Annotated in this window: 16 protein-coding genes, 39 tRNA genes, 1 rRNA gene and 1 riboswitch; of the genes, 51 read left to right on the top strand and 5 right to left on the bottom strand. The window is 44.3% G+C overall.

The annotated features are described in order from the left end of the window. Positions 1-40: 40 nt before the first annotated feature. From NST13_RS06745 to NST13_RS06520, 46 genes are all read left to right on the top strand, one after another. Positions 41-116, top strand: a tRNA-Val gene (locus NST13_RS06745). Positions 117-121: 5 nt separating this feature from the next. Continuing rightward, positions 122-197 (top strand) — tRNA-Thr (locus NST13_RS06740). 4 nt (positions 198-201) lie between these two features. Continuing rightward, positions 202-273 (top strand) — tRNA-Lys (locus tag NST13_RS06735). A gap of 49 nt (positions 274-322) precedes the next feature. Next, positions 323-397, top strand: a tRNA-Gly gene (locus NST13_RS06730). A gap of 4 nt (positions 398-401) precedes the next feature. Then, positions 402-490 (top strand) — tRNA-Leu (locus tag NST13_RS06725). A gap of 13 nt (positions 491-503) precedes the next feature. Continuing rightward, positions 504-580 (top strand) — tRNA-Arg (locus tag NST13_RS06720). Between the two features lie 15 nt (positions 581-595). Further along, a tRNA-Pro gene (locus NST13_RS06715) sits at positions 596-672 on the top strand. Positions 673-679: 7 nt separating this feature from the next. Next, a tRNA-Ala gene (locus tag NST13_RS06710) sits at positions 680-755 on the top strand. Positions 756-775: 20 nt separating this feature from the next. Then, positions 776-849: transfer RNA gene (locus tag NST13_RS06705), tRNA-Met, on the top strand. A 6-nt stretch (positions 850-855) separates the two neighbouring features. After that, a tRNA-Ile gene (locus NST13_RS06700) sits at positions 856-932 on the top strand. 19 nt (positions 933-951) lie between these two features. Then, positions 952-1,044: transfer RNA gene (locus tag NST13_RS06695), tRNA-Ser, on the top strand. A 17-nt stretch (positions 1,045-1,061) separates the two neighbouring features. After that, a tRNA-Met gene (locus tag NST13_RS06690) sits at positions 1,062-1,138 on the top strand. Between the two features lie 3 nt (positions 1,139-1,141). Beyond that, positions 1,142-1,217: transfer RNA gene (locus NST13_RS06685), tRNA-Asp, on the top strand. 8 nt (positions 1,218-1,225) lie between these two features. Then, a tRNA-Phe gene (locus tag NST13_RS06680) sits at positions 1,226-1,301 on the top strand. Positions 1,302-1,308: 7 nt separating this feature from the next. After that, positions 1,309-1,382 (top strand) — tRNA-Gly (locus tag NST13_RS06675). 5 nt (positions 1,383-1,387) lie between these two features. After that, positions 1,388-1,464: transfer RNA gene (locus tag NST13_RS06670), tRNA-Ile, on the top strand. Positions 1,465-1,470: 6 nt separating this feature from the next. Beyond that, a tRNA-Asn gene (locus NST13_RS06665) sits at positions 1,471-1,545 on the top strand. A gap of 4 nt (positions 1,546-1,549) precedes the next feature. Next, positions 1,550-1,642: transfer RNA gene (locus tag NST13_RS06660), tRNA-Ser, on the top strand. Positions 1,643-1,651: 9 nt separating this feature from the next. Further along, a tRNA-Glu gene (locus NST13_RS06655) sits at positions 1,652-1,723 on the top strand. 83 nt (positions 1,724-1,806) lie between these two features. Continuing rightward, positions 1,807-1,922: ribosomal RNA gene (rrf, locus tag NST13_RS06650) — 5S ribosomal RNA — on the top strand. A 6-nt stretch (positions 1,923-1,928) separates the two neighbouring features. Continuing rightward, positions 1,929-2,004: transfer RNA gene (locus NST13_RS06645), tRNA-Val, on the top strand. A gap of 5 nt (positions 2,005-2,009) precedes the next feature. Next, positions 2,010-2,085 (top strand) — tRNA-Thr (locus tag NST13_RS06640). A gap of 4 nt (positions 2,086-2,089) precedes the next feature. Beyond that, a tRNA-Lys gene (locus NST13_RS06635) sits at positions 2,090-2,164 on the top strand. 8 nt (positions 2,165-2,172) lie between these two features. Further along, positions 2,173-2,257 (top strand) — tRNA-Leu (locus NST13_RS06630). Positions 2,258-2,269: 12 nt separating this feature from the next. Further along, positions 2,270-2,344: transfer RNA gene (locus tag NST13_RS06625), tRNA-Gly, on the top strand. Between the two features lie 4 nt (positions 2,345-2,348). Next, a tRNA-Leu gene (locus NST13_RS06620) sits at positions 2,349-2,437 on the top strand. Between the two features lie 13 nt (positions 2,438-2,450). Next, positions 2,451-2,527 (top strand) — tRNA-Arg (locus NST13_RS06615). Between the two features lie 15 nt (positions 2,528-2,542). Then, positions 2,543-2,619, top strand: a tRNA-Pro gene (locus NST13_RS06610). A gap of 7 nt (positions 2,620-2,626) precedes the next feature. Further along, positions 2,627-2,702, top strand: a tRNA-Ala gene (locus tag NST13_RS06605). Positions 2,703-2,722: 20 nt separating this feature from the next. Beyond that, a tRNA-Met gene (locus tag NST13_RS06600) sits at positions 2,723-2,796 on the top strand. A gap of 6 nt (positions 2,797-2,802) precedes the next feature. Next, a tRNA-Ile gene (locus NST13_RS06595) sits at positions 2,803-2,879 on the top strand. Between the two features lie 19 nt (positions 2,880-2,898). Continuing rightward, positions 2,899-2,991: transfer RNA gene (locus NST13_RS06590), tRNA-Ser, on the top strand. A 17-nt stretch (positions 2,992-3,008) separates the two neighbouring features. Then, positions 3,009-3,085: transfer RNA gene (locus NST13_RS06585), tRNA-Met, on the top strand. Between the two features lie 3 nt (positions 3,086-3,088). After that, positions 3,089-3,164 (top strand) — tRNA-Asp (locus tag NST13_RS06580). A gap of 8 nt (positions 3,165-3,172) precedes the next feature. Further along, positions 3,173-3,248, top strand: a tRNA-Phe gene (locus NST13_RS06575). Positions 3,249-3,255: 7 nt separating this feature from the next. Continuing rightward, positions 3,256-3,329 (top strand) — tRNA-Gly (locus tag NST13_RS06570). 5 nt (positions 3,330-3,334) lie between these two features. Further along, positions 3,335-3,411 (top strand) — tRNA-Ile (locus NST13_RS06565). 6 nt (positions 3,412-3,417) lie between these two features. Next, positions 3,418-3,492 (top strand) — tRNA-Asn (locus NST13_RS06560). A gap of 4 nt (positions 3,493-3,496) precedes the next feature. Beyond that, a tRNA-Ser gene (locus tag NST13_RS06555) sits at positions 3,497-3,589 on the top strand. Positions 3,590-3,598: 9 nt separating this feature from the next. Continuing rightward, positions 3,599-3,670, top strand: a tRNA-Glu gene (locus NST13_RS06550). A 124-nt stretch (positions 3,671-3,794) separates the two neighbouring features. Continuing rightward, positions 3,795-4,727, top strand: a complete 933-nt coding sequence (locus NST13_RS06545) for a dipeptidase (protein ID WP_342468857.1) — start codon at positions 3,795-3,797, stop codon at positions 4,725-4,727. Between the two features lie 251 nt (positions 4,728-4,978). Next, the gene (locus NST13_RS06540; RefSeq protein WP_342581682.1) at positions 4,979-6,358 is read left to right on the top strand and encodes an isochorismate synthase; all 1,380 of its coding nucleotides are present in this window, start codon (positions 4,979-4,981) and stop codon (positions 6,356-6,358) included. After that, entirely contained in the window at positions 6,351-8,072 is a 1,722-nt protein-coding gene (menD, locus tag NST13_RS06535) for a 2-succinyl-5-enolpyruvyl-6-hydroxy-3-cyclohexene-1-carboxylic-acid synthase (RefSeq protein ID WP_342581681.1), read from the top strand. The genes NST13_RS06540 and menD overlap by 8 nt, the downstream gene beginning before the upstream one ends. After that, positions 8,060-8,869: a 2-succinyl-6-hydroxy-2,4-cyclohexadiene-1-carboxylate synthase gene (gene menH / locus NST13_RS06530; RefSeq protein ID WP_342581680.1), complete on the top strand. Its 810-nt coding sequence runs from the start codon at positions 8,060-8,062 to the stop codon at positions 8,867-8,869. The genes menD and menH overlap by 13 nt, the downstream gene beginning before the upstream one ends. Before the next feature lie 20 nt (positions 8,870-8,889). After that, positions 8,890-9,708 (top strand): 1,4-dihydroxy-2-naphthoyl-CoA synthase, encoded by an 819-nt coding sequence (gene menB, locus NST13_RS06525; protein ID WP_342468861.1) that lies wholly within the window; start codon positions 8,890-8,892, stop codon positions 9,706-9,708. 151 nt (positions 9,709-9,859) lie between these two features. Next, positions 9,860-11,296, top strand: a complete 1,437-nt coding sequence (locus tag NST13_RS06520) for an o-succinylbenzoate--CoA ligase (RefSeq protein ID WP_342581679.1) — start codon at positions 9,860-9,862, stop codon at positions 11,294-11,296. 41 nt (positions 11,297-11,337) lie between these two features. On the opposite strand, the gene NST13_RS06515 is transcribed toward NST13_RS06520, so the two are convergent. From NST13_RS06515 to NST13_RS06505, 3 genes are all read right to left on the bottom strand, one after another. Beyond that, entirely contained in the window at positions 11,338-12,291 is a 954-nt protein-coding gene (locus NST13_RS06515; protein ID WP_342468863.1) for a zinc ABC transporter substrate-binding protein, read from the bottom strand. Positions 12,292-12,397: 106 nt separating this feature from the next. Next, entirely contained in the window at positions 12,398-12,631 is a 234-nt protein-coding gene (gene yidD, locus NST13_RS06510; RefSeq protein WP_342581678.1) for a membrane protein insertion efficiency factor YidD, read from the bottom strand. Next, entirely contained in the window at positions 12,628-12,786 is a 159-nt protein-coding gene (locus NST13_RS06505; RefSeq protein WP_342468865.1) for a hypothetical protein, read from the bottom strand. Before NST13_RS06505 ends, yidD begins: the two co-directional genes overlap by 4 nt. A 187-nt stretch (positions 12,787-12,973) precedes the next feature. Between NST13_RS06505 and NST13_RS06500 the strand changes: the two genes are divergently transcribed. The 4 genes from NST13_RS06500 to NST13_RS06485 all read left to right on the top strand — a co-directional run bounded on the left by NST13_RS06500 (position 12,974) and on the right by NST13_RS06485 (position 15,138). Next, positions 12,974-13,417: a Dps family protein gene (locus NST13_RS06500; protein WP_342468866.1), complete on the top strand. Its 444-nt coding sequence runs from the start codon at positions 12,974-12,976 to the stop codon at positions 13,415-13,417. A 101-nt stretch (positions 13,418-13,518) separates the two neighbouring features. Next, positions 13,519-13,839 (top strand): transposase, encoded by a 321-nt coding sequence (locus tag NST13_RS06495; RefSeq protein ID WP_342468867.1) that lies wholly within the window; start codon positions 13,519-13,521, stop codon positions 13,837-13,839. Positions 13,840-13,889: 50 nt separating this feature from the next. Continuing rightward, on the top strand, positions 13,890-14,363 hold the full coding sequence (locus NST13_RS06490; protein ID WP_342468868.1) for an NUDIX domain-containing protein: 474 nt from the start codon (positions 13,890-13,892) through the stop codon (positions 14,361-14,363). After that, positions 14,341-15,138 carry a prolyl oligopeptidase family serine peptidase gene (locus tag NST13_RS06485; protein ID WP_342581677.1) on the top strand — a complete coding sequence of 266 codons (798 nt, stop codon included), beginning with the start codon at positions 14,341-14,343 and terminating at the stop codon, positions 15,136-15,138. The genes NST13_RS06490 and NST13_RS06485 overlap by 23 nt, the downstream gene beginning before the upstream one ends. 85 nt (positions 15,139-15,223) lie before the next feature. Here the strand turns inward: NST13_RS06485 and pckA are convergent, their stop codons facing one another. Then, on the bottom strand, positions 15,224-16,810 hold the full coding sequence (gene pckA / locus NST13_RS06480; RefSeq protein WP_342468870.1) for a phosphoenolpyruvate carboxykinase (ATP): 1,587 nt from the start codon (positions 16,808-16,810) through the stop codon (positions 15,224-15,226). Between the two features lie 240 nt (positions 16,811-17,050). Then, positions 17,051-17,165: riboswitch (SAM riboswitch) on the top strand. A 221-nt stretch (positions 17,166-17,386) separates the two neighbouring features. Between pckA and metK the strand changes: the two genes are divergently transcribed. Continuing rightward, on the top strand, positions 17,387-18,583 hold the full coding sequence (gene metK / locus NST13_RS06475) for a methionine adenosyltransferase (protein WP_342468871.1): 1,197 nt from the start codon (positions 17,387-17,389) through the stop codon (positions 18,581-18,583). 43 nt (positions 18,584-18,626) lie between these two features. Here the strand turns inward: metK and NST13_RS06470 are convergent, their stop codons facing one another. Then, on the bottom strand, positions 18,627-19,139 hold the full coding sequence (locus NST13_RS06470) for a gamma carbonic anhydrase family protein (RefSeq protein ID WP_342468872.1): 513 nt from the start codon (positions 19,137-19,139) through the stop codon (positions 18,627-18,629). Positions 19,140-19,257 lie beyond the last annotated feature (118 nt).

Raw genomic sequence — 19,257 nt, 5'->3', positions numbered from 1 at the left:
GCTTTCAATGCCGTTATCCAGTTTTGAGAGAACAAATGAAGGAGGATTAGCTCAGCTGGGAGAGCATCTGCCTTACAAGCAGAGGGTCGGCGGTTCGATCCCGTCATCCTCCACCATATATGCCGGTGTAGCTCAATTGGTAGAGCAACTGACTTGTAATCAGTGGGTTGAGGGTTCGATTCCTTTCGCCGGCACCATCATGAGCCATTAGCTCAGTGGTAGAGCATCTGACTTTTAATCAGAGGGTCGAAGGTTCGAGTCCTTCATGGCTCATCACATTATTATATTTGAATGGAACATTTGATTCAGCGGCTTATTTTTCGCGGAAGTAGTTCAGTGGTAGAACACCACCTTGCCAAGGTGGGGGTCGCGGGTTCGAACCCCGTCTTCCGCTCCAAAAAGCCGGGGTGGCGGAATAGGCAGACGCACAGGACTTAAAATCCTGCGGTAGGTGACTACCGTACCGGTTCGACTCCGGTCCTCGGCACCAACATGAAGATGAAGCGCCAGTAGCTCAATTGGATAGAGCGTCTGACTACGGATCAGAAGGTTGTGGGTTCGACTCCTGCCTGGCGCGCCATAAAAGAAAAGGGACCGGGAAGTAGCTCAGCTTGGTAGAGCACTTGGTTTGGGACCAAGGGGTCGCAGGTTCGAATCCTGTCTTCCCGACCATAGAAACGGGGCATTAGCTCAGCTGGGAGAGCGCCTGCTTTGCACGCAGGAGGTCAGCGGTTCGATCCCGCTATGCTCCACCATAACATATAAATCAATTGGCGGCGGTGTAGCTCAGCTGGCTAGAGCGTACGGTTCATACCCGTGAGGTCGGGGGTTCGATCCCCTCCACCGCCATCCCAAGGACCTTTAGCTCAGTTGGTTAGAGCAGACGGCTCATAACCGTCCGGTCGCAGGTTCGAGTCCTGCAAGGTCCACCAAAGGTTGAAAAGGAAACATGGAGGAATACCCAAGTCTGGCTGAAGGGGTCGGTCTTGAAAACCGAGAGGCGGGTCAAACCGCGCGGGGGTTCGAATCCCTCTTCCTCCACCATTAATATATAAAATTATCGCGGGGTAGAGCAGTCTGGTAGCTCGTCGGGCTCATAACCCGGAGGCCGCAGGTTCAAATCCTGCCCCCGCAACCAAACGGTTCCGTGGTGTAGTGGTTAACATGCCTGCCTGTCACGCAGGAGATCGCGGGTTCGAGTCCCGTCGGAACCGCCATATAAAGTGGTTCAGTAGCTCAGTCGGTAGAGCAAAGGACTGAAAATCCTTGTGTCGGCGGTTCGATTCCGTCCTGAACCACCATTTATATGCGGGTGTAGTTTAATGGTAAAACCTCAGCCTTCCAAGCTGATGTCGTGGGTTCGATTCCCATCACCCGCTCCAAACGAGGGCCTATAGCTCAGCTGGTTAGAGCGCACGCCTGATAAGCGTGAGGTCGATGGTTCAAGTCCATTTAGGCCCACCATAATATTCCGAAGTAGCTCAGTGGTAGAGCAATCGGCTGTTAACCGATTGGTCGTAGGTTCGAATCCTACCTTCGGAGCCATGACGGAGAAGTACTCAAGAGGCTGAAGAGGCGCCCCTGCTAAGGGTGTAGGTCGGGGTAACCCGGCGCGAGGGTTCAAATCCCTCCTTCTCCGCCATTCATACATGGCCCCTTGGTCAAGTGGTTAAGACACCGCCCTTTCACGGCGGTAACACGGGTTCGAATCCCGTAGGGGTCATAAAATTTTAATTAAAAAATAAAAAAATATATTGAAAACCTTAGCGTTTATGATAAAATAATTCTTGTCTTTGAAATAATAAGTCTAGTGACGATGGCAAAGAGGATACACCCGTTCCCATACCGAACACGGAAGTTAAGCTCTTTAGCGCCGATGGTAGTTGGGGGCTTCCCCCTGCGAGAGTAGGACGTCGCTAGGCTTAAATGGAGGATTAGCTCAGCTGGGAGAGCATCTGCCTTACAAGCAGAGGGTCGGCGGTTCGATCCCGTCATCCTCCACCATATATGCCGGCGTAGCTCAATTGGTAGAGCAACTGACTTGTAATCAGTGGGTTGAGGGTTCGATTCCTTTCGCCGGCACCATCGTGAGCCATTAGCTCAGTGGTAGAGCATCTGACTTTTAATCAGAGGGTCGAAGGTTCGAGTCCTTCATGGCTCACCATTTATTATGCGGGTGTGGCGGAACTGGCAGACGCACTAGACTTAGGATCTAGCGCCTTACGGCGTGGGGGTTCGACTCCCTTCACCCGCACCATATTTACATCATGCGGAAGTAGTTCAGTGGTAGAACACCACCTTGCCAAGGTGGGGGTCGCGGGTTCGAACCCCGTCTTCCGCTCCAAAAAGCCGGGGTGGCGGAATAGGCAGACGCACAGGACTTAAAATCCTGCGGTAGGTGACTACCGTACCGGTTCGACTCCGGTCCTCGGCACCAACATGAAGATGAAGCGCCAGTAGCTCAATTGGATAGAGCGTCTGACTACGGATCAGAAGGTTGTGGGTTCGACTCCTGCCTGGCGCGCCATAAAAGAAAAGGGACCGGGAAGTAGCTCAGCTTGGTAGAGCACTTGGTTTGGGACCAAGGGGTCGCAGGTTCGAATCCTGTCTTCCCGACCATAGAAACGGGGCATTAGCTCAGCTGGGAGAGCGCCTGCTTTGCACGCAGGAGGTCAGCGGTTCGATCCCGCTATGCTCCACCATAACATATAAATCAATTGGCGGCGGTGTAGCTCAGCTGGCTAGAGCGTACGGTTCATACCCGTGAGGTCGGGGGTTCGATCCCCTCCACCGCCATCCCAAGGACCTTTAGCTCAGTTGGTTAGAGCAGACGGCTCATAACCGTCCGGTCGCAGGTTCGAGTCCTGCAAGGTCCACCAAAGGTTGAAAAGGAAACATGGAGGAATACCCAAGTCTGGCTGAAGGGGTCGGTCTTGAAAACCGAGAGGCGGGTCAAACCGCGCGGGGGTTCGAATCCCTCTTCCTCCACCATTAATATATAAAATTATCGCGGGGTAGAGCAGTCTGGTAGCTCGTCGGGCTCATAACCCGGAGGCCGCAGGTTCAAATCCTGCCCCCGCAACCAAACGGTTCCGTGGTGTAGTGGTTAACATGCCTGCCTGTCACGCAGGAGATCGCGGGTTCGAGTCCCGTCGGAACCGCCATATAAAGTGGTTCAGTAGCTCAGTCGGTAGAGCAAAGGACTGAAAATCCTTGTGTCGGCGGTTCGATTCCGTCCTGAACCACCATTTATATGCGGGTGTAGTTTAATGGTAAAACCTCAGCCTTCCAAGCTGATGTCGTGGGTTCGATTCCCATCACCCGCTCCAAACGAGGGCCTATAGCTCAGCTGGTTAGAGCGCACGCCTGATAAGCGTGAGGTCGATGGTTCAAGTCCATTTAGGCCCACCATAATATTCCGAAGTAGCTCAGTGGTAGAGCAATCGGCTGTTAACCGATTGGTCGTAGGTTCGAATCCTACCTTCGGAGCCATGACGGAGAAGTACTCAAGAGGCTGAAGAGGCGCCCCTGCTAAGGGTGTAGGTCGGGGTAACCCGGCGCGAGGGTTCAAATCCCTCCTTCTCCGCCATTCATACATGGCCCCTTGGTCAAGTGGTTAAGACACCGCCCTTTCACGGCGGTAACACGGGTTCGAATCCCGTAGGGGTCATAAAGCCCGGGACAACATTGGATTGTCCCGGGCTTTTATTGTGACTATGAACTTCGTAGTGGAACTTTTGGTGAAATGCTATATACTATAATGACAGTAATTATTTTGGGGAGTAGAGAATTGAATGAAAATAATAGACTTACATTGTGATGTATTAACAAAATTAGCCCAATTTGAGAATGCCAATTTCCGCAATGATTCCAGAATCTATTCAAATTATGAAAGACTCAGAGAAGGCAATGTAAAAGTCCAAGTATTTGCCATTTTTATTCATCCAAGCATACCGAAAGAACAAAAATTCCAAGAAGTAATGCGCCAAATTGAGGCTTTCCATAAATTCGTTTTAAAAGAGCCGGGAATGGTTCATATTACAAATTGGAAACAAATTGATGATCTTGAAGATGGTCAAATTGGAGCCGTGTTAAGTTTAGAAGGCTGTGATGCCATCGATGATGATATGGAAAAGCTGAGAGTCATTTTAGACGCAGGGGTCAAAATTGTTGGATTGACGTGGAATTATGAAAATAAAGTAGGTTATGGGGCATCCGAAGATTCGACAAAAGGAATAAAACCTTTTGGGAAAAAAGTGATTGAACTGTTAAATGATCGGGATATTATCATTGATGTGGCCCATTTGAACGAAAGAGGATTTTATGATTTAATGCCGCTTGCCAAATATGTGATTGCCAGCCATTGCAACTCCCGGACACTTTGCGACCATCCGAGAAATTTAACGGATGAGCAGGTGAAAATGCTCGTTGAAAAAGGCGGGCGTATCCACGTTGTTTTCTATCCTCCGTTGATTGAGAAGGAAAAGGAAACAACAACGATCGAAAAATTAGTGGAGCATATAAAATATTTGTCAAATTTGGTTGGCGTGGAACATATCGGTTTTGGTTCCGACTTTGATGGCATGGATCCGTTATCCGTGAGCAATTTATCAAATGCTTCCGAATTTCCAAATATCATTAAAACTTTAAGAAATGAATTTACAAAAGAAGAAGTAAAACTATTTTCAGAAGATGGATTTTTAAATTATGTTAAGAAATTGGCATAAAGATTTGTCAATACAGGATGTTTTCCGTTTTACGTTGCCGAGAGTCTCCCTCCGGCAATTTTTTTGTTTAGGGGAATGAAAGAAACCTTTGGAGGAAAGATAAAAGTATTATAATTAATACATAAAAAATGATATGATAAAATAGATATTGCTTGTTCGGAAAGGCAATTAAAAAGTAGGAATAGAGAAGCAGAAAGTAAGACTCTGCTATTTTTATGGAAAAGAAATCGCTTTTTACGGAGGTTTTTTTCATGCAGCATAAGTGGTTAAAAACCACTGAAGTTGAAGTGGCATCAAACAAATTGTCTTTTTATATTGAAACGATTGAAGTGAATCAATTGTCTCCGTTGGCATTTTTTGCGGCGGGAGAAAAGAAATATAAAGGGGAAAGATTTTTTTGGCAAAATCGGGAGAAAACATTGACGATTGTAGGCCTTGGACAAGCAATCACCTTTGAGAATAGATCAGGTCATCAGAGATTTGACGAGATCGAATATCAATGGAAAGAATTGACGAAAAATATTGTGATGGAAGAACAGGAGCCTCAACCAATACTGTTTGGCGGCTTTACCTTCGATCCTGAAAATAAGGAAAGCGGTGAATGGGACGGGTTCCCTCAAAGCTACTTTACGGTAGCCACTTTCCAGTTAATTAAACAGCATGAGAAAACATATGTCAGCATTCATTTGATTACGGATCAGCAAGATTCATCCAATCTTTTTGATGAATTGAGGGAAGAGCGGGATCGGTTGATTCATGCTGCCCAAGTGAAAGAATTGAAGACATATGATAAGCCGGAAATATTATCGGTTCATGAACGGAATAAAGAGGATTATTTTCAAGCCGTTGAAAGCGTTACGAATTTGATTCGCAATCAAGAAGCGGATAAAGTGGTCATTGCCCGTTCATTGGAATTGGAGTTTAAAGATTCCGTCTCCTCTCCCCAAGCCATTTATCAAATCATGAATGAGCAGCCGGAAAGTTTTTTGTTTGGCCTTGAACGCAAGAATCTGTTGTTTTTTGGCGCAACTCCGGAACGTTTAGTGAAAGTGGAAAATCAATATGCTTATTCTGCTTGTGTTGCCGGCTCCATCAGAAGGGGAACGACGGCAAAAGAAGATAAATGGTTGGGCGAACAATTGTTGAGTGATTCCAAAAATTTAATCGAGCATCAATATGTAGTCGATATGATTGAAAGCACCTTTAAGAAGCTTTGCGCCCAATATAAAGTGCCAAAGCGGCCAAAATTATTGAAAATCCGGGATATCCAACATTTATATACGCCTGTGGAAGGGAAATTATACCAAGATGCATCGATTTTGCAATTGGTGAAACATTTGCATCCGACACCTGCTTTGGGCGGGGCTCCAAGAAGCAAAGCGCTCCAGATGATCCGGGAATTTGAAAAAATGAACCGCGGCTTATACGCAGGGCCAATCGGATGGATGGATGCTGACGGAAATGGAGAATTTGTCGTTGCCATCCGATCCGCAGCGTTGATTGACAATAAAGCTTATTTATATGCAGGTGGCGGTATTGTCGCCGATTCCAATCCGATGACGGAATATGAAGAAACATTAGTGAAGTTTCGTCCGATGTTAAGGGCTCTAGGAGGACAATTCAATGAGTGAACGTAAGATTTTGACCGACTATGTGTATCAAATTGTCGCTTCCCTTGTACAAAATGGGGTGGAAGATGCGGTGATCAGCCCTGGTTCACGTTCAACGCCGCTAGCCTATGCTTTTGCATCAACGAAAGAAATGAATGTTTACCGTCAAGTGGATGAACGATCCGCAGCGTTTTTCGCCTTGGGACTGGCAAAATCAAAAGCGAAACCGGTTGTATTGCTCTGTACTTCAGGCACTGCAGCCGCAAATTACTTCCCTGCCATCGTGGAAGCGAAATATGCCCGGGTTCCGCTCATTGTCATTACCGCCGATCGCCCCCATGAACTGCGGGAAGTCGGTGCTCCACAAGCGATTAATCAACTTGATTTATATGGCAAGCATGTCAAATGGTTTGCTGAATTCCCGATTCCTGATGATCATAGCCAAACATTGCCGTTTATCGAGCGGCATGTCGCACGGGCTGTAGGGATTGCTAACACCCATCCGTTCGGTCCGGTACATATGAATGTTCCATTCCGGGAGCCGTTGCTCATCGATTTCCGGGACGAATTGCCGAAAAGCACGTTTTCCGCCCGTTACAATAGTTCCGTCACACCAAGCACGGAAGCGATGAATGCGCTATCATCGATTATTCGGGAAACAAAAAGGGGGATCATTGTCATCGGCGAACTGGCCCTTGGCACCCATCCAGCATATTTATGGTCGCTTATTCGAAAATTGAAATGGCCGGTTCTTGTGGAAAGTTTATCGAACATGCGGGGGAATGTTCCCGAAGATTGCATGGAGTATGTGATTGCAACCTATGATGCGCTTCTGAAAAGCGAAGAGTTTAAAAAGCGGGCGGGTTGTGATACGGTCATTCGTTTTGGCGCGCAGCCGGTATCAAAATTTTTGACGATCTTCTTGACTGAAATGCAGCCGGCAAATTATGTGGTGATTGATGAGGATCCGTTATTCAGGGATTCATCATCGGTTTCCACCCATTCCATCCATGCTTCCATCGGCAGTTGGCTGGAGGAGATGGAGGTCCATTCATCCATTGAGGAGGAATATCGCATTTTTTGGCAATCAGCGGAACGCATTGCAATGAAGCATATTCAAGCATATAGCGGGCAAGAAAAAGATGAAGGGGCATTCGTTCAATACTTGCTGGAACATTTGCCTGAAAAAAGTGATCTATTTGTCAGCAACAGTATGCCGGTCAGAGATATTGATACTTTTTTATTGCCCACGAAGAGGGATATACAAATATTTGCAAACCGTGGGGCAAACGGCATTGATGGGGTGATTTCCACCGCTTTCGGTTTCTCCAAGGGAAGGAGAGATCGGGAAACTTACTTGCTGATTGGCGATTTGGCGGCATTGCATGATATAAATGCATTTCTGTTAACCCGTTATCAGCCATGCCATATGACGGTCATTGTGTTGAATAATGATGGCGGCGGCATTTTCTCCTATTTATCCCAGGCAACGGTGAAAGAATATTACGAAGATCTTTTCGGAACTCCAACGGCTTTGCAGTTCCATGACGTGGCCCGTATGTATGGGATGGACTATGTCATGATGAAAGAATTTGATGAGAGGGAAAAGCTCTTTGAAAAAAGCGGACGTCCTTTAAGATTGATTGAAATCATGACAAACCGGGGTGAAAATGTAGAAGCGCATCGGAGATTATGGCAACAAATACATTCGGAGTTGAAAGAATGGCTACTTTAATGGTTCGTGGAATTCAAGTGAATGTGGAAATTTGGCACGAGAAAGAGAAGGAAACAATCGTTTTATTGCACGGTTTTACCGGATCTACGAAAACATGGCACAGGGTCATCGAACACTTGCCAAGTTCAATAAAAATTGTGACGATTGATTTATTGGGGCATGGCAAAACGGAATCCCCAAAAGATCCATCCCGTTACACGATGATCGAGCAAGTGAAAGATTTGGAAGAAATCTTTCATCAACTCGATTTACATGATTTCACTTTATTGGGGTATTCGATGGGAGGGAGGGTTGCATTGTCATACGCGGCCCGTTTCCCTAAACGGATCAAACGGTTGATATTGGAAAGTGCATCACCGGGGCTCCGGACTGAAGAAGAGCAAGCTGCCAGAAGACAATCCGATGAATCATTGGCTGATGAAATTGAGGAAAAGGGAATCCATTGGTTCGTGGAAAAATGGGAGAATATCCCGCTTTTCGCTTCCCAAAAAACATTGCCCGCTGAAGTGCGGCAAGCCGTTCGTGAGGAGAGATTATCTCAATCGGAAACGGGGCTTGCCAACAGTTTGCGCGGAATGGGGACGGGGGCTCAAGCTTCCCTTTGGCGAAAATTGATCCGTCTCTCAATGCCTGTTTTCCTTATCACCGGCGAACTTGACCAAAAATTTGTTCACATCGCTGAACAGATGGTGGATCAGTTGCCAAATGCACAACATTTGATTGTTCCGAATGCCGGCCATTCAATTCATGTGGAAAATCCGGAACAATTTGCTACAATAATTAAGGGAGTTTTATAAAATTCGGGGAGGTTACTCAAATGGCTCGTGAGTGGAAAACGTTACATACTTACGAAGATATCAAGTATGAATATTACAATGGAATTGCAAAAATCACCATCAATCGTCCTGAAGTGCGCAATGCGTTTCGTCCCAAAACGGTAGAAGAGATGATTGATGCATTCTCCCGCGCCCGTGACGACTCCAATATCGGTGTCATTATCTTGACTGGTGAAGGAGATAAAGCTTTCTGTTCCGGCGGCGACCAAAAAGTGCGCGGCCATGGCGGTTATGTGGGCGATGACAATATCCCTCGCTTAAACGTGTTGGACTTGCAACGTCTAATCCGCGTCATTCCAAAACCGGTTATCGCGATGGTTGCTGGATATGCGATCGGCGGCGGACACGTATTGCATGTAGTATGCGATTTGACAATTGCTGCGGATAACGCCATTTTTGGACAAACTGGTCCGAAAGTCGGTTCCTTCGATGCGGGATACGGTTCCGGCTATTTGGCACGTATCGTTGGACATAAAAAAGCCCGCGAAATTTGGTATTTATGCCGTCAGTATAATGCGCAGGAAGCATTAGAAATGGGATTAGTAAACACAGTTGTACCTTTGGAACAATTGGAAGATGAAACGGTGAAATGGTGCGAAGAAATCCTTGAAAAATCACCAACGGCCATCCGTTTCTTAAAAGCCGCCATGAACGCGGATACCGACGGACTTGCCGGTCTTCAACAATTTGCAGGGGACGCAACGCTTTTATACTATACAACGGATGAAGCAAAAGAAGGCCGCGATGCGTTCAAAGAAAAACGCAAACCGGACTTCGGCAAATTCCCAAGATTCCCATGATTTCTCGAAGGCTGCATAGAGGTGTGAAATTAGGCTGTCTTGAAAGTGATTGCTTTCAGGGCAGTTTTTTCATTCACGGGAAAATGAAACACTACTGCGGCATCAGCGCTATTTTTTTAGTAAAATGAAGGGGAGAAATGGAGGAATTTTCATGTATCCTAATTGGATTTTGCAACGAGCGAACTTGACACCCAACCGGATCGGATTAACTTTTGAAGGAAAGCGATGGACGTTTGAAGAAATCAAGGAAATCTCCTTCGAACGCGCAAAGCAACTGGCTGCTTTGGGAATTGAAAAAGGAAGCCGCGTTGCCATACTTGGCGAAAACGATTCAAACACGATCTTTGTCATGTACGGATGCATGCATTTGCAATGTGAAATGGTGATATTAAACCGAAAATTATCGCAAAGCGAATTGGCGTATCAAATCGATGACGCACAGGTGACAAATGTGCTGGTGAATGACAACGATTTGGCTTTAATCCCCGAAAATGTAAATTTCCTGTTATTTTCGGAAATTGAAAATAGCGGTTGTGAGCCCATCGAAATAAGTAAAGAGTGGACGGTCGATCAAACAGTTTCCATCATGTACACCAGCGGTACGACCGGATTTCCGAAAGGCGTCCGGCAAACGGTGGAAAACCACCAATCCAATGCCCTCGCTTCCGTTTTAAATATCGGCCTTTCAGAAAAGGATGTATGGTTATGTGCTGTTCCGCTTTTTCATATCAGCGGATTTTCAATTTTGGTCCGTTCCTTATTGTATGGAAATGAAGTAAAGCTGTATCGCAAATTTGACAGCGAATCCATTGCAAAAGACATTGCTTACGGACGGATTACCCACATCTCCCTTGTGGCGGTCATGCTGGAACGAATTTTGCATGTTTTGGAACAACATGAAATGAAGGCTTCCCCATCCTTCAAATTGATTTTGGCCGGAGGAGGCCCTGTTCCAATCGATTATTTAAGACGGGCTGAGGAACGGGGAATGAAAGTGCTGCAGACTTATGGTATGACGGAGACTTCCTCCCAAACGGCCACTTTGCCAGCAGAGGACGCTTTACGAAAAATCGGTTCAGCCGGAAAGCCGTTGTTTTTCAATCAAATTAAAATCTTGGGAGCAGAAGGGCCATATCAGGAAGGGGAAATTTGCATCTGCGGTCCTCATGTGACACCGGGTTATGTAGGGCGGTTCGAAAATAAACCTTCCACTGAAGACGGCTGGCTGCATACAGGAGATATCGGCTATTTGGATGAAGAAGGGTACTTGTATGTTGTTGACCGCCGTTCAGACCTGATCATTTCAGGTGGGGAGAATATTTATCCTGCAGAAGTTGAAAATGTGTTGATGGGGCATCCTGCCGTCAAAGAAGCGGGGGTTTGCGGTGTGGAGGACGCCACTTGGGGACAAGTGCCGGTTGCCTTTGTCGTATTAAAACAAGCCGTTTCAACGGATGAAATCATCGACTATTGCCATGTCCATTTGGCAAAATATAAAGTGCCGAAACAAGTACACATCGTAGATTCATTGCCTCGAAACGCTTCGAATAAATTGATGCGGAGAAAATTGAAGGAATTATTGCCTTAAAGATAAAGAGCGAATGATTGGCGTCATCCGCTCTTTTTCCATTAATTCAATGCTTTTTCCAACGTCTGAAGGTTCTTTTCCATCAGAGTAAAATAATCTTCATTATTTTTGATATCTTCTTCCGTCAATACGCTCAAATTATGCAACATCAAGGATTCTGCCCCAATTTCTTTTTGAATAATGGATGTGAGCTTTGATGATACATTTTGTTCAAAGAGGATATAATGGATATCATATTGTTTGGCAAGGTCGACAATTTCCGCAAGTTCTTTCTGGGATGGTTCGTTTTGGGAATTCAACCCAGCTACTGGAATTTGGGTGAGTCCATAATTTCCGGCGATGTAGCCAAAGGATGCATGGGATACGAAGAAAGTTTTCTTGGAAGCATTGTCCGCAAGTGCTTTGAATTGTTGATCCAATTCATCCAATCGTTTGGCCAATTGCTCATAGTTTTTATTGAATGTATCTTCCTGTTCCGGAAGCTGTTTGACAAGTTCGTTTTTAATCGTTAATGCCAAATCTTTGGAAATCGTTGGTGAAAGCCAAACGTGCGGATCGATATCTCCGTGATGGTGATCATGCTCTTCCTCATGTTCGCTTGCTTCCTCATGGGAATGGCCAGTGGAAGTCTGCAAAACTTCTTCATCGATATTTTCTGCCACAGGAACAAATTTTACATGTTCATTGGCCAGCGTTTTTTTGGCATTTTCCACGAATCCTTCCAGACCTAATCCAATGTAGAAAAACAAGTCTGCATCTGCCAAAGCAATCATATCCTTCTGCGTAGGTTCGAAGGTATGTTCATTTGCGCCAGGAGGATAAATGGACGAAACGTTAACAAATTCCCCCCCTATTTGTTCTGAAAAATATTGTAGTGGATATACTGTTGTGTAGATGTCGATTTGGCCGCTTTCCTGCTGTTTTGGCTCATCACCGGAGCAAGCGGTCAACAGCAGCATCACCGCAAGCATTGAGAGGATAAAAAATTTTCGCATTTTATGACTCCTTTTCCTTAAATAGTAATGATTACGATTTATAAATTTCACGAAAACAATGATACCATGAACCGGGTCAAAAAGACAATAAGAAAAACCTTCGAAATTATTTTTTTTTCGAAGGCCATTTGTCAGGGACGGGATCAAAACCCCCGGGATGAAAAGGATGGCATTTCAATATGCGGATCGTGGTCAAAATGAATCCTTTAATGGCACCGTGTTTTTCAAAAGCTTCCAGTCCATATTGGGAACAAGTCGGGTAAAACCGGCACGTTGGGGGAGTCAGTGGAGAAATAAATTTTCTGTAAAAACGGATCAGCCAAATAAAAAGATGTTTCATTGTTTTGTTTGTTCATTCCTTACATTCGGTTCATGTTTCGTATCAACAGTCTGTTTCAAAGCGCCTTTTCTTTTGAAATGTATAAAAAGGGCAATTGCGCCAATCATGATGATGAAATAAATAATTCCAACAACGATTAAAATTCCGTTATCCAAAGTGATCACCTCTATTAACTGCCTATCAATATAAATCATAAATGAACAAACCGGATAAATCCAATGAAAATATCCATACTATCAGTTGAAGGACTTTTTTGAGAATTCAATTAATTGTAATGGTTTCTAAACACAGATTCCGTTATAATCAAATTAGGAATAAAAAATATGGTAATGAGGTGATATTATGGCAAATGATAAACTAATTGATCAATTAAATGAATTGGTATCCACTTACTCTGTGTTATATACAAAACTCCACAATTACCATTGGTATGTGACAGGGCCAAGTTTCTTTACTTTGCATGAAAAGTTTGAAGAATTATACAATGAAATCACAGCCAATTTGGATGAAGTGGCGGAACGGATTTTGACAAAAGGCGGTAAACCTGTCGCCACTATGAAAGAACATTTGGAATTATCGAGAGTGAAAGAAGCAAGCGGTTCAGAAAATGCGGAAGAAATGGTGCAGGCGATTATTGATGATTTCCAATCCACAATGAAATTGATCAAAGAAGCGATGGAAGAGGCGGCAAATCAAGGGGATGACCGTACGGAAGATATGTTGAACGCGACGTTCCAAAGCCTTGAAAAGCATGTTTGGATGTTGTCAGCGTTCTTGGGAAAATAAAAAGAAGTATTGACCTCAAAAGTTCCTTCATCGAACTTTTGGGGTTTTTTTATTGATTTTGTATAGCAGCGATTTTTTTCTCCATAATGAAAATAAGGAGGGTGATTTCTATCGAAAAGACAACGCTTTATGTGAATGTATTCAACCAATCGTACAACTATATTCCTACCGGGGAACCTTGCGAGTTTAAAATTGAATTGGAACCGGAAAAAGCTTTTATTTTTAAAAAGCTGTTCAATCAGTTGAATACGTTGGAATTCGACAATATGGTGAGGGCCCACTTGCCGTATCTTCCGTATCATTTGGATGATGAAAATGATGAAATCGATAACCGATTGAAAAAAATTTATGCCTTAATCCACGAGTTTGGCGATGAAAAAGTGAGAGAATTCGTAGAACAATTGCCCTATTTCAGGAATTGAATAAACCACATCCCTTCGCTACACTATAGGTATGTATAGGAGTTGAAGGGATGTTTACTTTTTACGATTTAAACAATAATAAAGTGGAATTAAGTTTCGGTGGTCCTCCTTTTCCAATGGAACCCGGACATGTGCTGGTGCTTGTCCAAATGGATGGGAAATGGCTTTGTGCCATCAATGAAAAACGCGGTGTTGAGTTTCCGGGAGGCAAAGTGGAGCCTGGTGAAACGCTCGTGGAAGCAGCGAAGCGGGAAGTGTACGAAGAAACCCGCGTACATATAAAGGATTTGAAACTGTTTGCCCACTATACGGTTTATGCACAACCACCTTTTTGTAAAGCGGTTTTTACTGCAAAAGTGGAGAGAATCGACCCGTTTTTGAAACAATATGAAACAAGCGGACGGCTGTTTTTGAAGATGGAAGAAGCGTTGAATCATCCCGGCGCCAGTTTTTATATGAGGGATGCAGGAATGAAAAAGATGATGCAGGAAGTGAAGCGTTTTGAAAGAGAATGGCAGTATTGAATCAATCAGAAAATATCCTTCCCCCAATCCCCATGTGGAACTTGAGGAAATTGTTTATTGGTCGGATGGATTGCGGGTAAAAGGATTGCTTGCAAAGCCCATTGAAGAAGGTTCTTATGAAGGGCTGCTTTACTTGCGCGGCGGATTGCAGTCGGTGGGGATGGTAAGACCTGCCCGGATTGCCCAATTTGCATCCCATGGTTTTGTTGTATTTGCTCCTTATTACCGGGGAAATCGGGGGGGAGAAGGGAGGGACGAGTTTGGCGGCGATGACCGCTTGGACGCCCTTTATGGAATCGAAGTATTGAAGAATTTGGCCAATGTTGATTCTGTCCATCTTTTCGGCTTTTCCCGAGGGGGATTGATGGCATTATGGACGGCCATTTTAAGCAAAGATGTCCGTTCTGCCGTTACATGGTCGGGCGTATCCGACCTGGCAGCTCTTTATCATGAAAGGGTCGATTTAAGAAGGACGTTGAAGCGGCTGATTGGCGGATCCCCCAACAAGTATCCTGAAATATATGCGGAACGTTCTCCCGTATATGAAGTCGATCGCATTCAGGCACCGGTTCTCATTATTCATGGCACCGAAGATCAGAATGTAAGCATTGAGCAATCCTATAAATTGGAAAGGGCGTTGAAGGAAGCGGGAAAGCCATACGAGACTTGGTATATGGCAGGGTTGGCCCACCATTTTCCGCCCCATCTCAATCGGGAAACAGTGCAATCCATTTGCAAATGGATGATCGACAAGGGAAAGGACAATAAAAAGTAGGATCAGAATTTTCCTTTTCGAAAATTTAAATATGAACAAAAGAAAAATGCTATTGGCCAATGCCAATAGCATTTTTTATCGGGAATTAAACTAATGGTCCACCTTTTTTCAAGATATCTTCCGGAACATTGTTAAACTTTTTGAAGTTTTCTTTGAACAAGTTTGCCAAATATTGGGCTTTCTCGTCATATGCCGCTTTATCTTCCCAAGCTTCACGAGGATCCAGCACTTCGCTAGGAACTCCTTCGATTTGTGTTGGAATGTGCAATCCAAAGATCGCATCTTGTTTCGTTTCTACATCATTTAGTTTTCCATCAATCGCAGCACGTACCATCGCGCGTGTATAAGAAAGTTTCATGCGGCTTCCAACACCGTATTCGCCGCCAGTCCAACCTGTGTTCACCAAGAATACTTGAACATCGTGCTTATCGATTTTTTCACCCAACATTTCAGCATATCTTGTCGCAGGAAGCGGCAAGAAAGGAGCACCGAAGCATGTTGAGAAAACTGGTTCTGGTGAAGTGACACCGCGTTCTGTACCAGCCAATTTGGAAGTGAATCCGCTTAAGAAGTGGTACATTGCTTGTTCTTTAGTCAATTTGCTGATTGGAGGAAGCACCCCAAAAGCATCCGCAGTCAAGAAAATGATCGTTTTTGGATGACCGGCAATTGATGGTGTCACGATATTTTCGATGTAATGGATTGGATATGCCGCTCTTGTATTTTCAGTTAAAGTATTATCATCGTAATCAGGCACGCGTGTAGCCGGATCGATTACAACGTTTTCCAATACAGTACCAAAGCGAATGGCATTATAAATTTCCGGTTCTTTTTCAGCTGATAGATTGATTGTTTTTGCGTAGCAACCGCCTTCGATATTGAATACGCCATTGTCAGACCAACCATGTTCATCATCACCAATCAATTTCCGGTTGCTGTCTGCGGAAAGCGTTGTTTTACCTGTACCGGATAAACCGAAGAATAATGCTACATCGCCGGCTTCACCAACGTTGGCTGAGCAGTGCATTGAAAGAATTCCTTTTTCAGGCAATAAATAGTTCATAATACTGAAGATGGATTTTTTCATCTCGCCGGCATATTCTGTGCCGCCAATCAGAATGATTTTCTTTTCGAAAGAAACGATGATGAATGCTTCAGAATTTGTTCCATCCACAGCTGGATCCGCTTTGAAACCAGGTGCTGAAACAATTGTGAAGTCAGCATCATGTGAAACCAATTCTTCTTGAGTTGGACGGATGAATAATTGATGGCAGAAAAGATTGTGCCAAGCGTATTCATTTACGACTTGAATTGCCAATTGCGAATCTTTATCCGCTCCGGCAAAGCCTTTGAATACGAATAGCTCATCTTTGTCTTTCAAGTAATTTAAAACTTTGATATACAAGTTATCAAACACTTCAGAAGAAATTGGTTGGTTTACGCTTCCCCAGTCGATTTTACCTTTGATGCTTTCTTCTTCGACGATAAATTTATCTTTTGGAGAACGTCCGGTATATTTTCCAGTTTCGGCAACAATGGCGCCATCAGTTGTGAGTCTCGCTTCCCCGCGAATAACCGCTTTTTCAACCAATTGCGGCACCGATAATTGGGTGTTTATATTTTTACCTTTTAATAATTCCTTCAGCTCATTTGCAACTTCTACTGAATTCATCGATTAAATACCATCCTTTTTTTATTTTTAGGGAAATTATTCTTTGTTATATAATACAAAAAATAGTATAACACATTGGGTGGAATAATCTATACTAATCCTTAAAATTTATTTATGAAATTTTTTGACTTCTCTTCCAACCTCCTTGAAGAAAATGGAATTATGAAAAGACAGTAGACAAATAAGAAAAAACATTTGACAATGCAGTATAGATTACGTAACATGTTGCATGAACGGATACTCTTATCCAGAGCTGGTGGAGGGTTAAGGCCCTATGAAACCCGGCAACCTGCATTATCTATATAATAATGCGTGGTGCTAACCTGATGCAAGGGATTCCCTTGAACGATAAGAGTGAAAGGTAGAGATTTCAGTTCCTTTCCTCATGCAGAAATGTGGATAGGAACTTTTTTTATTCAAATCAATCCGGCATATATTCAAGCTAAAATAGATTAGCGAGTTTTATACCTTTCATTATCCTCGTAATGTTCCTTACGGGCGGAAGTCGGAAAGGATCATGGATAATGAGTACCGTATCATAAAGAGCTTCGTCTCAACAATTTAGGAGGAAAATGAATGTCAAAACGTCGGCTGTTTACATCAGAAAGTGTAACGGAAGGGCATCCGGATAAAATTTGTGACCAAATCTCCGATGCCATTTTGGATGCGATACTCGCAGAAGATCCAAATGCAAGAGTTGCTTGCGAAACGATTGTAACAACGGGATTGGTCCTTGTTACAGGAGAAATTACAACAACAACATATGTAGATATTCAAAGCATTGTTCGTAATACGGTTGCGGAAATTGGATATACGCGAGGAAAATTTGGATTTGATGCGGAAAACTTGGCGGTGCTCACTGCAATTGGCGAACAATCACCGGACATTGCGGAAGGTGTGGACCGAGCATTGGAAGCCCGGGAAGGATACATGACGGATGAGGAGATTGAAGCGATCGGTGCTGGCGACCAAGGGTTGATTTTTGGATTTGCTTGCAATGAAACGCCTGAATTGATGCCTCTTCCGATCAGCTTGGCGCATCAACTTTCCAGAAGATTGACGGAAGTCCGCAAGTCGAAAGAAATCCCTTATTTGCGTCCGGACGGGAAAACGCAAGTGACGGTAGAATATGATGAAAACAACATTCCTCGCCGAATCGATACGATTGTTATTTCAACTCAGCATGATGAGGGCGTCACTCAAGAACAAATCAAAGAAGATATAATGGAAAAAGTGGTCAAAACCATCATTCCTGCAGAGTTGTTGGATGGGGATACAAAGTATTTCATCAACCCGACTGGCCGATTCGTAATTGGTGGACCTAAAGGGGATGCAGGGCTCACTGGCCGCAAAATCATTGTCGATACGTATGGAGGATACGCCCGTCACGGTGGGGGAGCATTCTCCGGCAAGGATCCGACAAAAGTGGATCGTTCCGCTGCCTATGCGGCTCGTTATGTAGCGAAAAACATCGTTGCATCCGGTCTCGCTGACCGTGTGGAAGTTCAGTTGGCTTATGCAATCGGTGTCGCCCGTCCTGTATCCATTTCCATCGATACATTCGGAACGGGAAAAGTGGCTGAAAACCAATTGGTTGAATGGGTAAATGAATTGTTCGATTTGCGTCCTGCAGGCATCATCAAAATGCTTGATCTGCGCAGACCGATTTACAAACAAACGGCTGCATACGGCCATTTTGGACGCACAGACATCGATTTGCCTTGGGAAAGAACGGACGTGGCGGAAAAATTACGCCAAAAAGCGGGAATATAATATAATATGAAATGCAGGCAAACAATATGCCTGCATTTTTCATTTATTTCTTTAATGATTGATAATATTTCCCTTTTTGAACGTATTCGTTAATGATGCGATCCATATCTTTCCGTTCCGCTTCGGTCACTTCCCGCACGACTTTTGCGGGATTCCCCATCGCAACGGAATTGGGCGGGATTTTTTTCCCTGGAGGCACTAAACTTCCAGCTGCAATAAGCGCCCCCTCGCCGATTTCCGCACCGTCCAAAACGATTGCCCCCATGCCGATTAATGCGCGTTTGCGGATAATGCAGCTATGTAGAGTCACCTGATGGCCGACGATGACCTCATCCTCAATAATGAGAGGGTTGTTCGGACTTTGATGCAAGCAGCTTAAATCCTGTATGCTGCAACGTTTGCCGATGATCGTTGGCGCCACATCCCCGCGGATGACCGTACCAAACCAAATGGTCGTATCTTCGTCAATGGTTACATCGCCGGTAATTGTCACATGCTCTGCAATATATGCGGAAGGATGGATTTTTGGTTCTTTGTCGTGATAAGGATAAATCATCGCAATGCTCCCCATTTCTAATGTATTATTTATGTATATTATCCTAACAAATAAGAAAATTTTTGAAAATAGAACGAACATCTTGTTGATGAAAGTTTTAGAGAAATAGGAGGACCGC

Origin of the sequence: Ureibacillus sp. FSL W7-1570, from assembly GCF_038593265.1 — a bacterium.
Lineage (GTDB): Bacteria > Bacillota > Bacilli > Bacillales_A > Planococcaceae > Ureibacillus > Ureibacillus suwonensis.
This window is presented reverse-complemented; position numbering and strand designations above follow the sequence as displayed.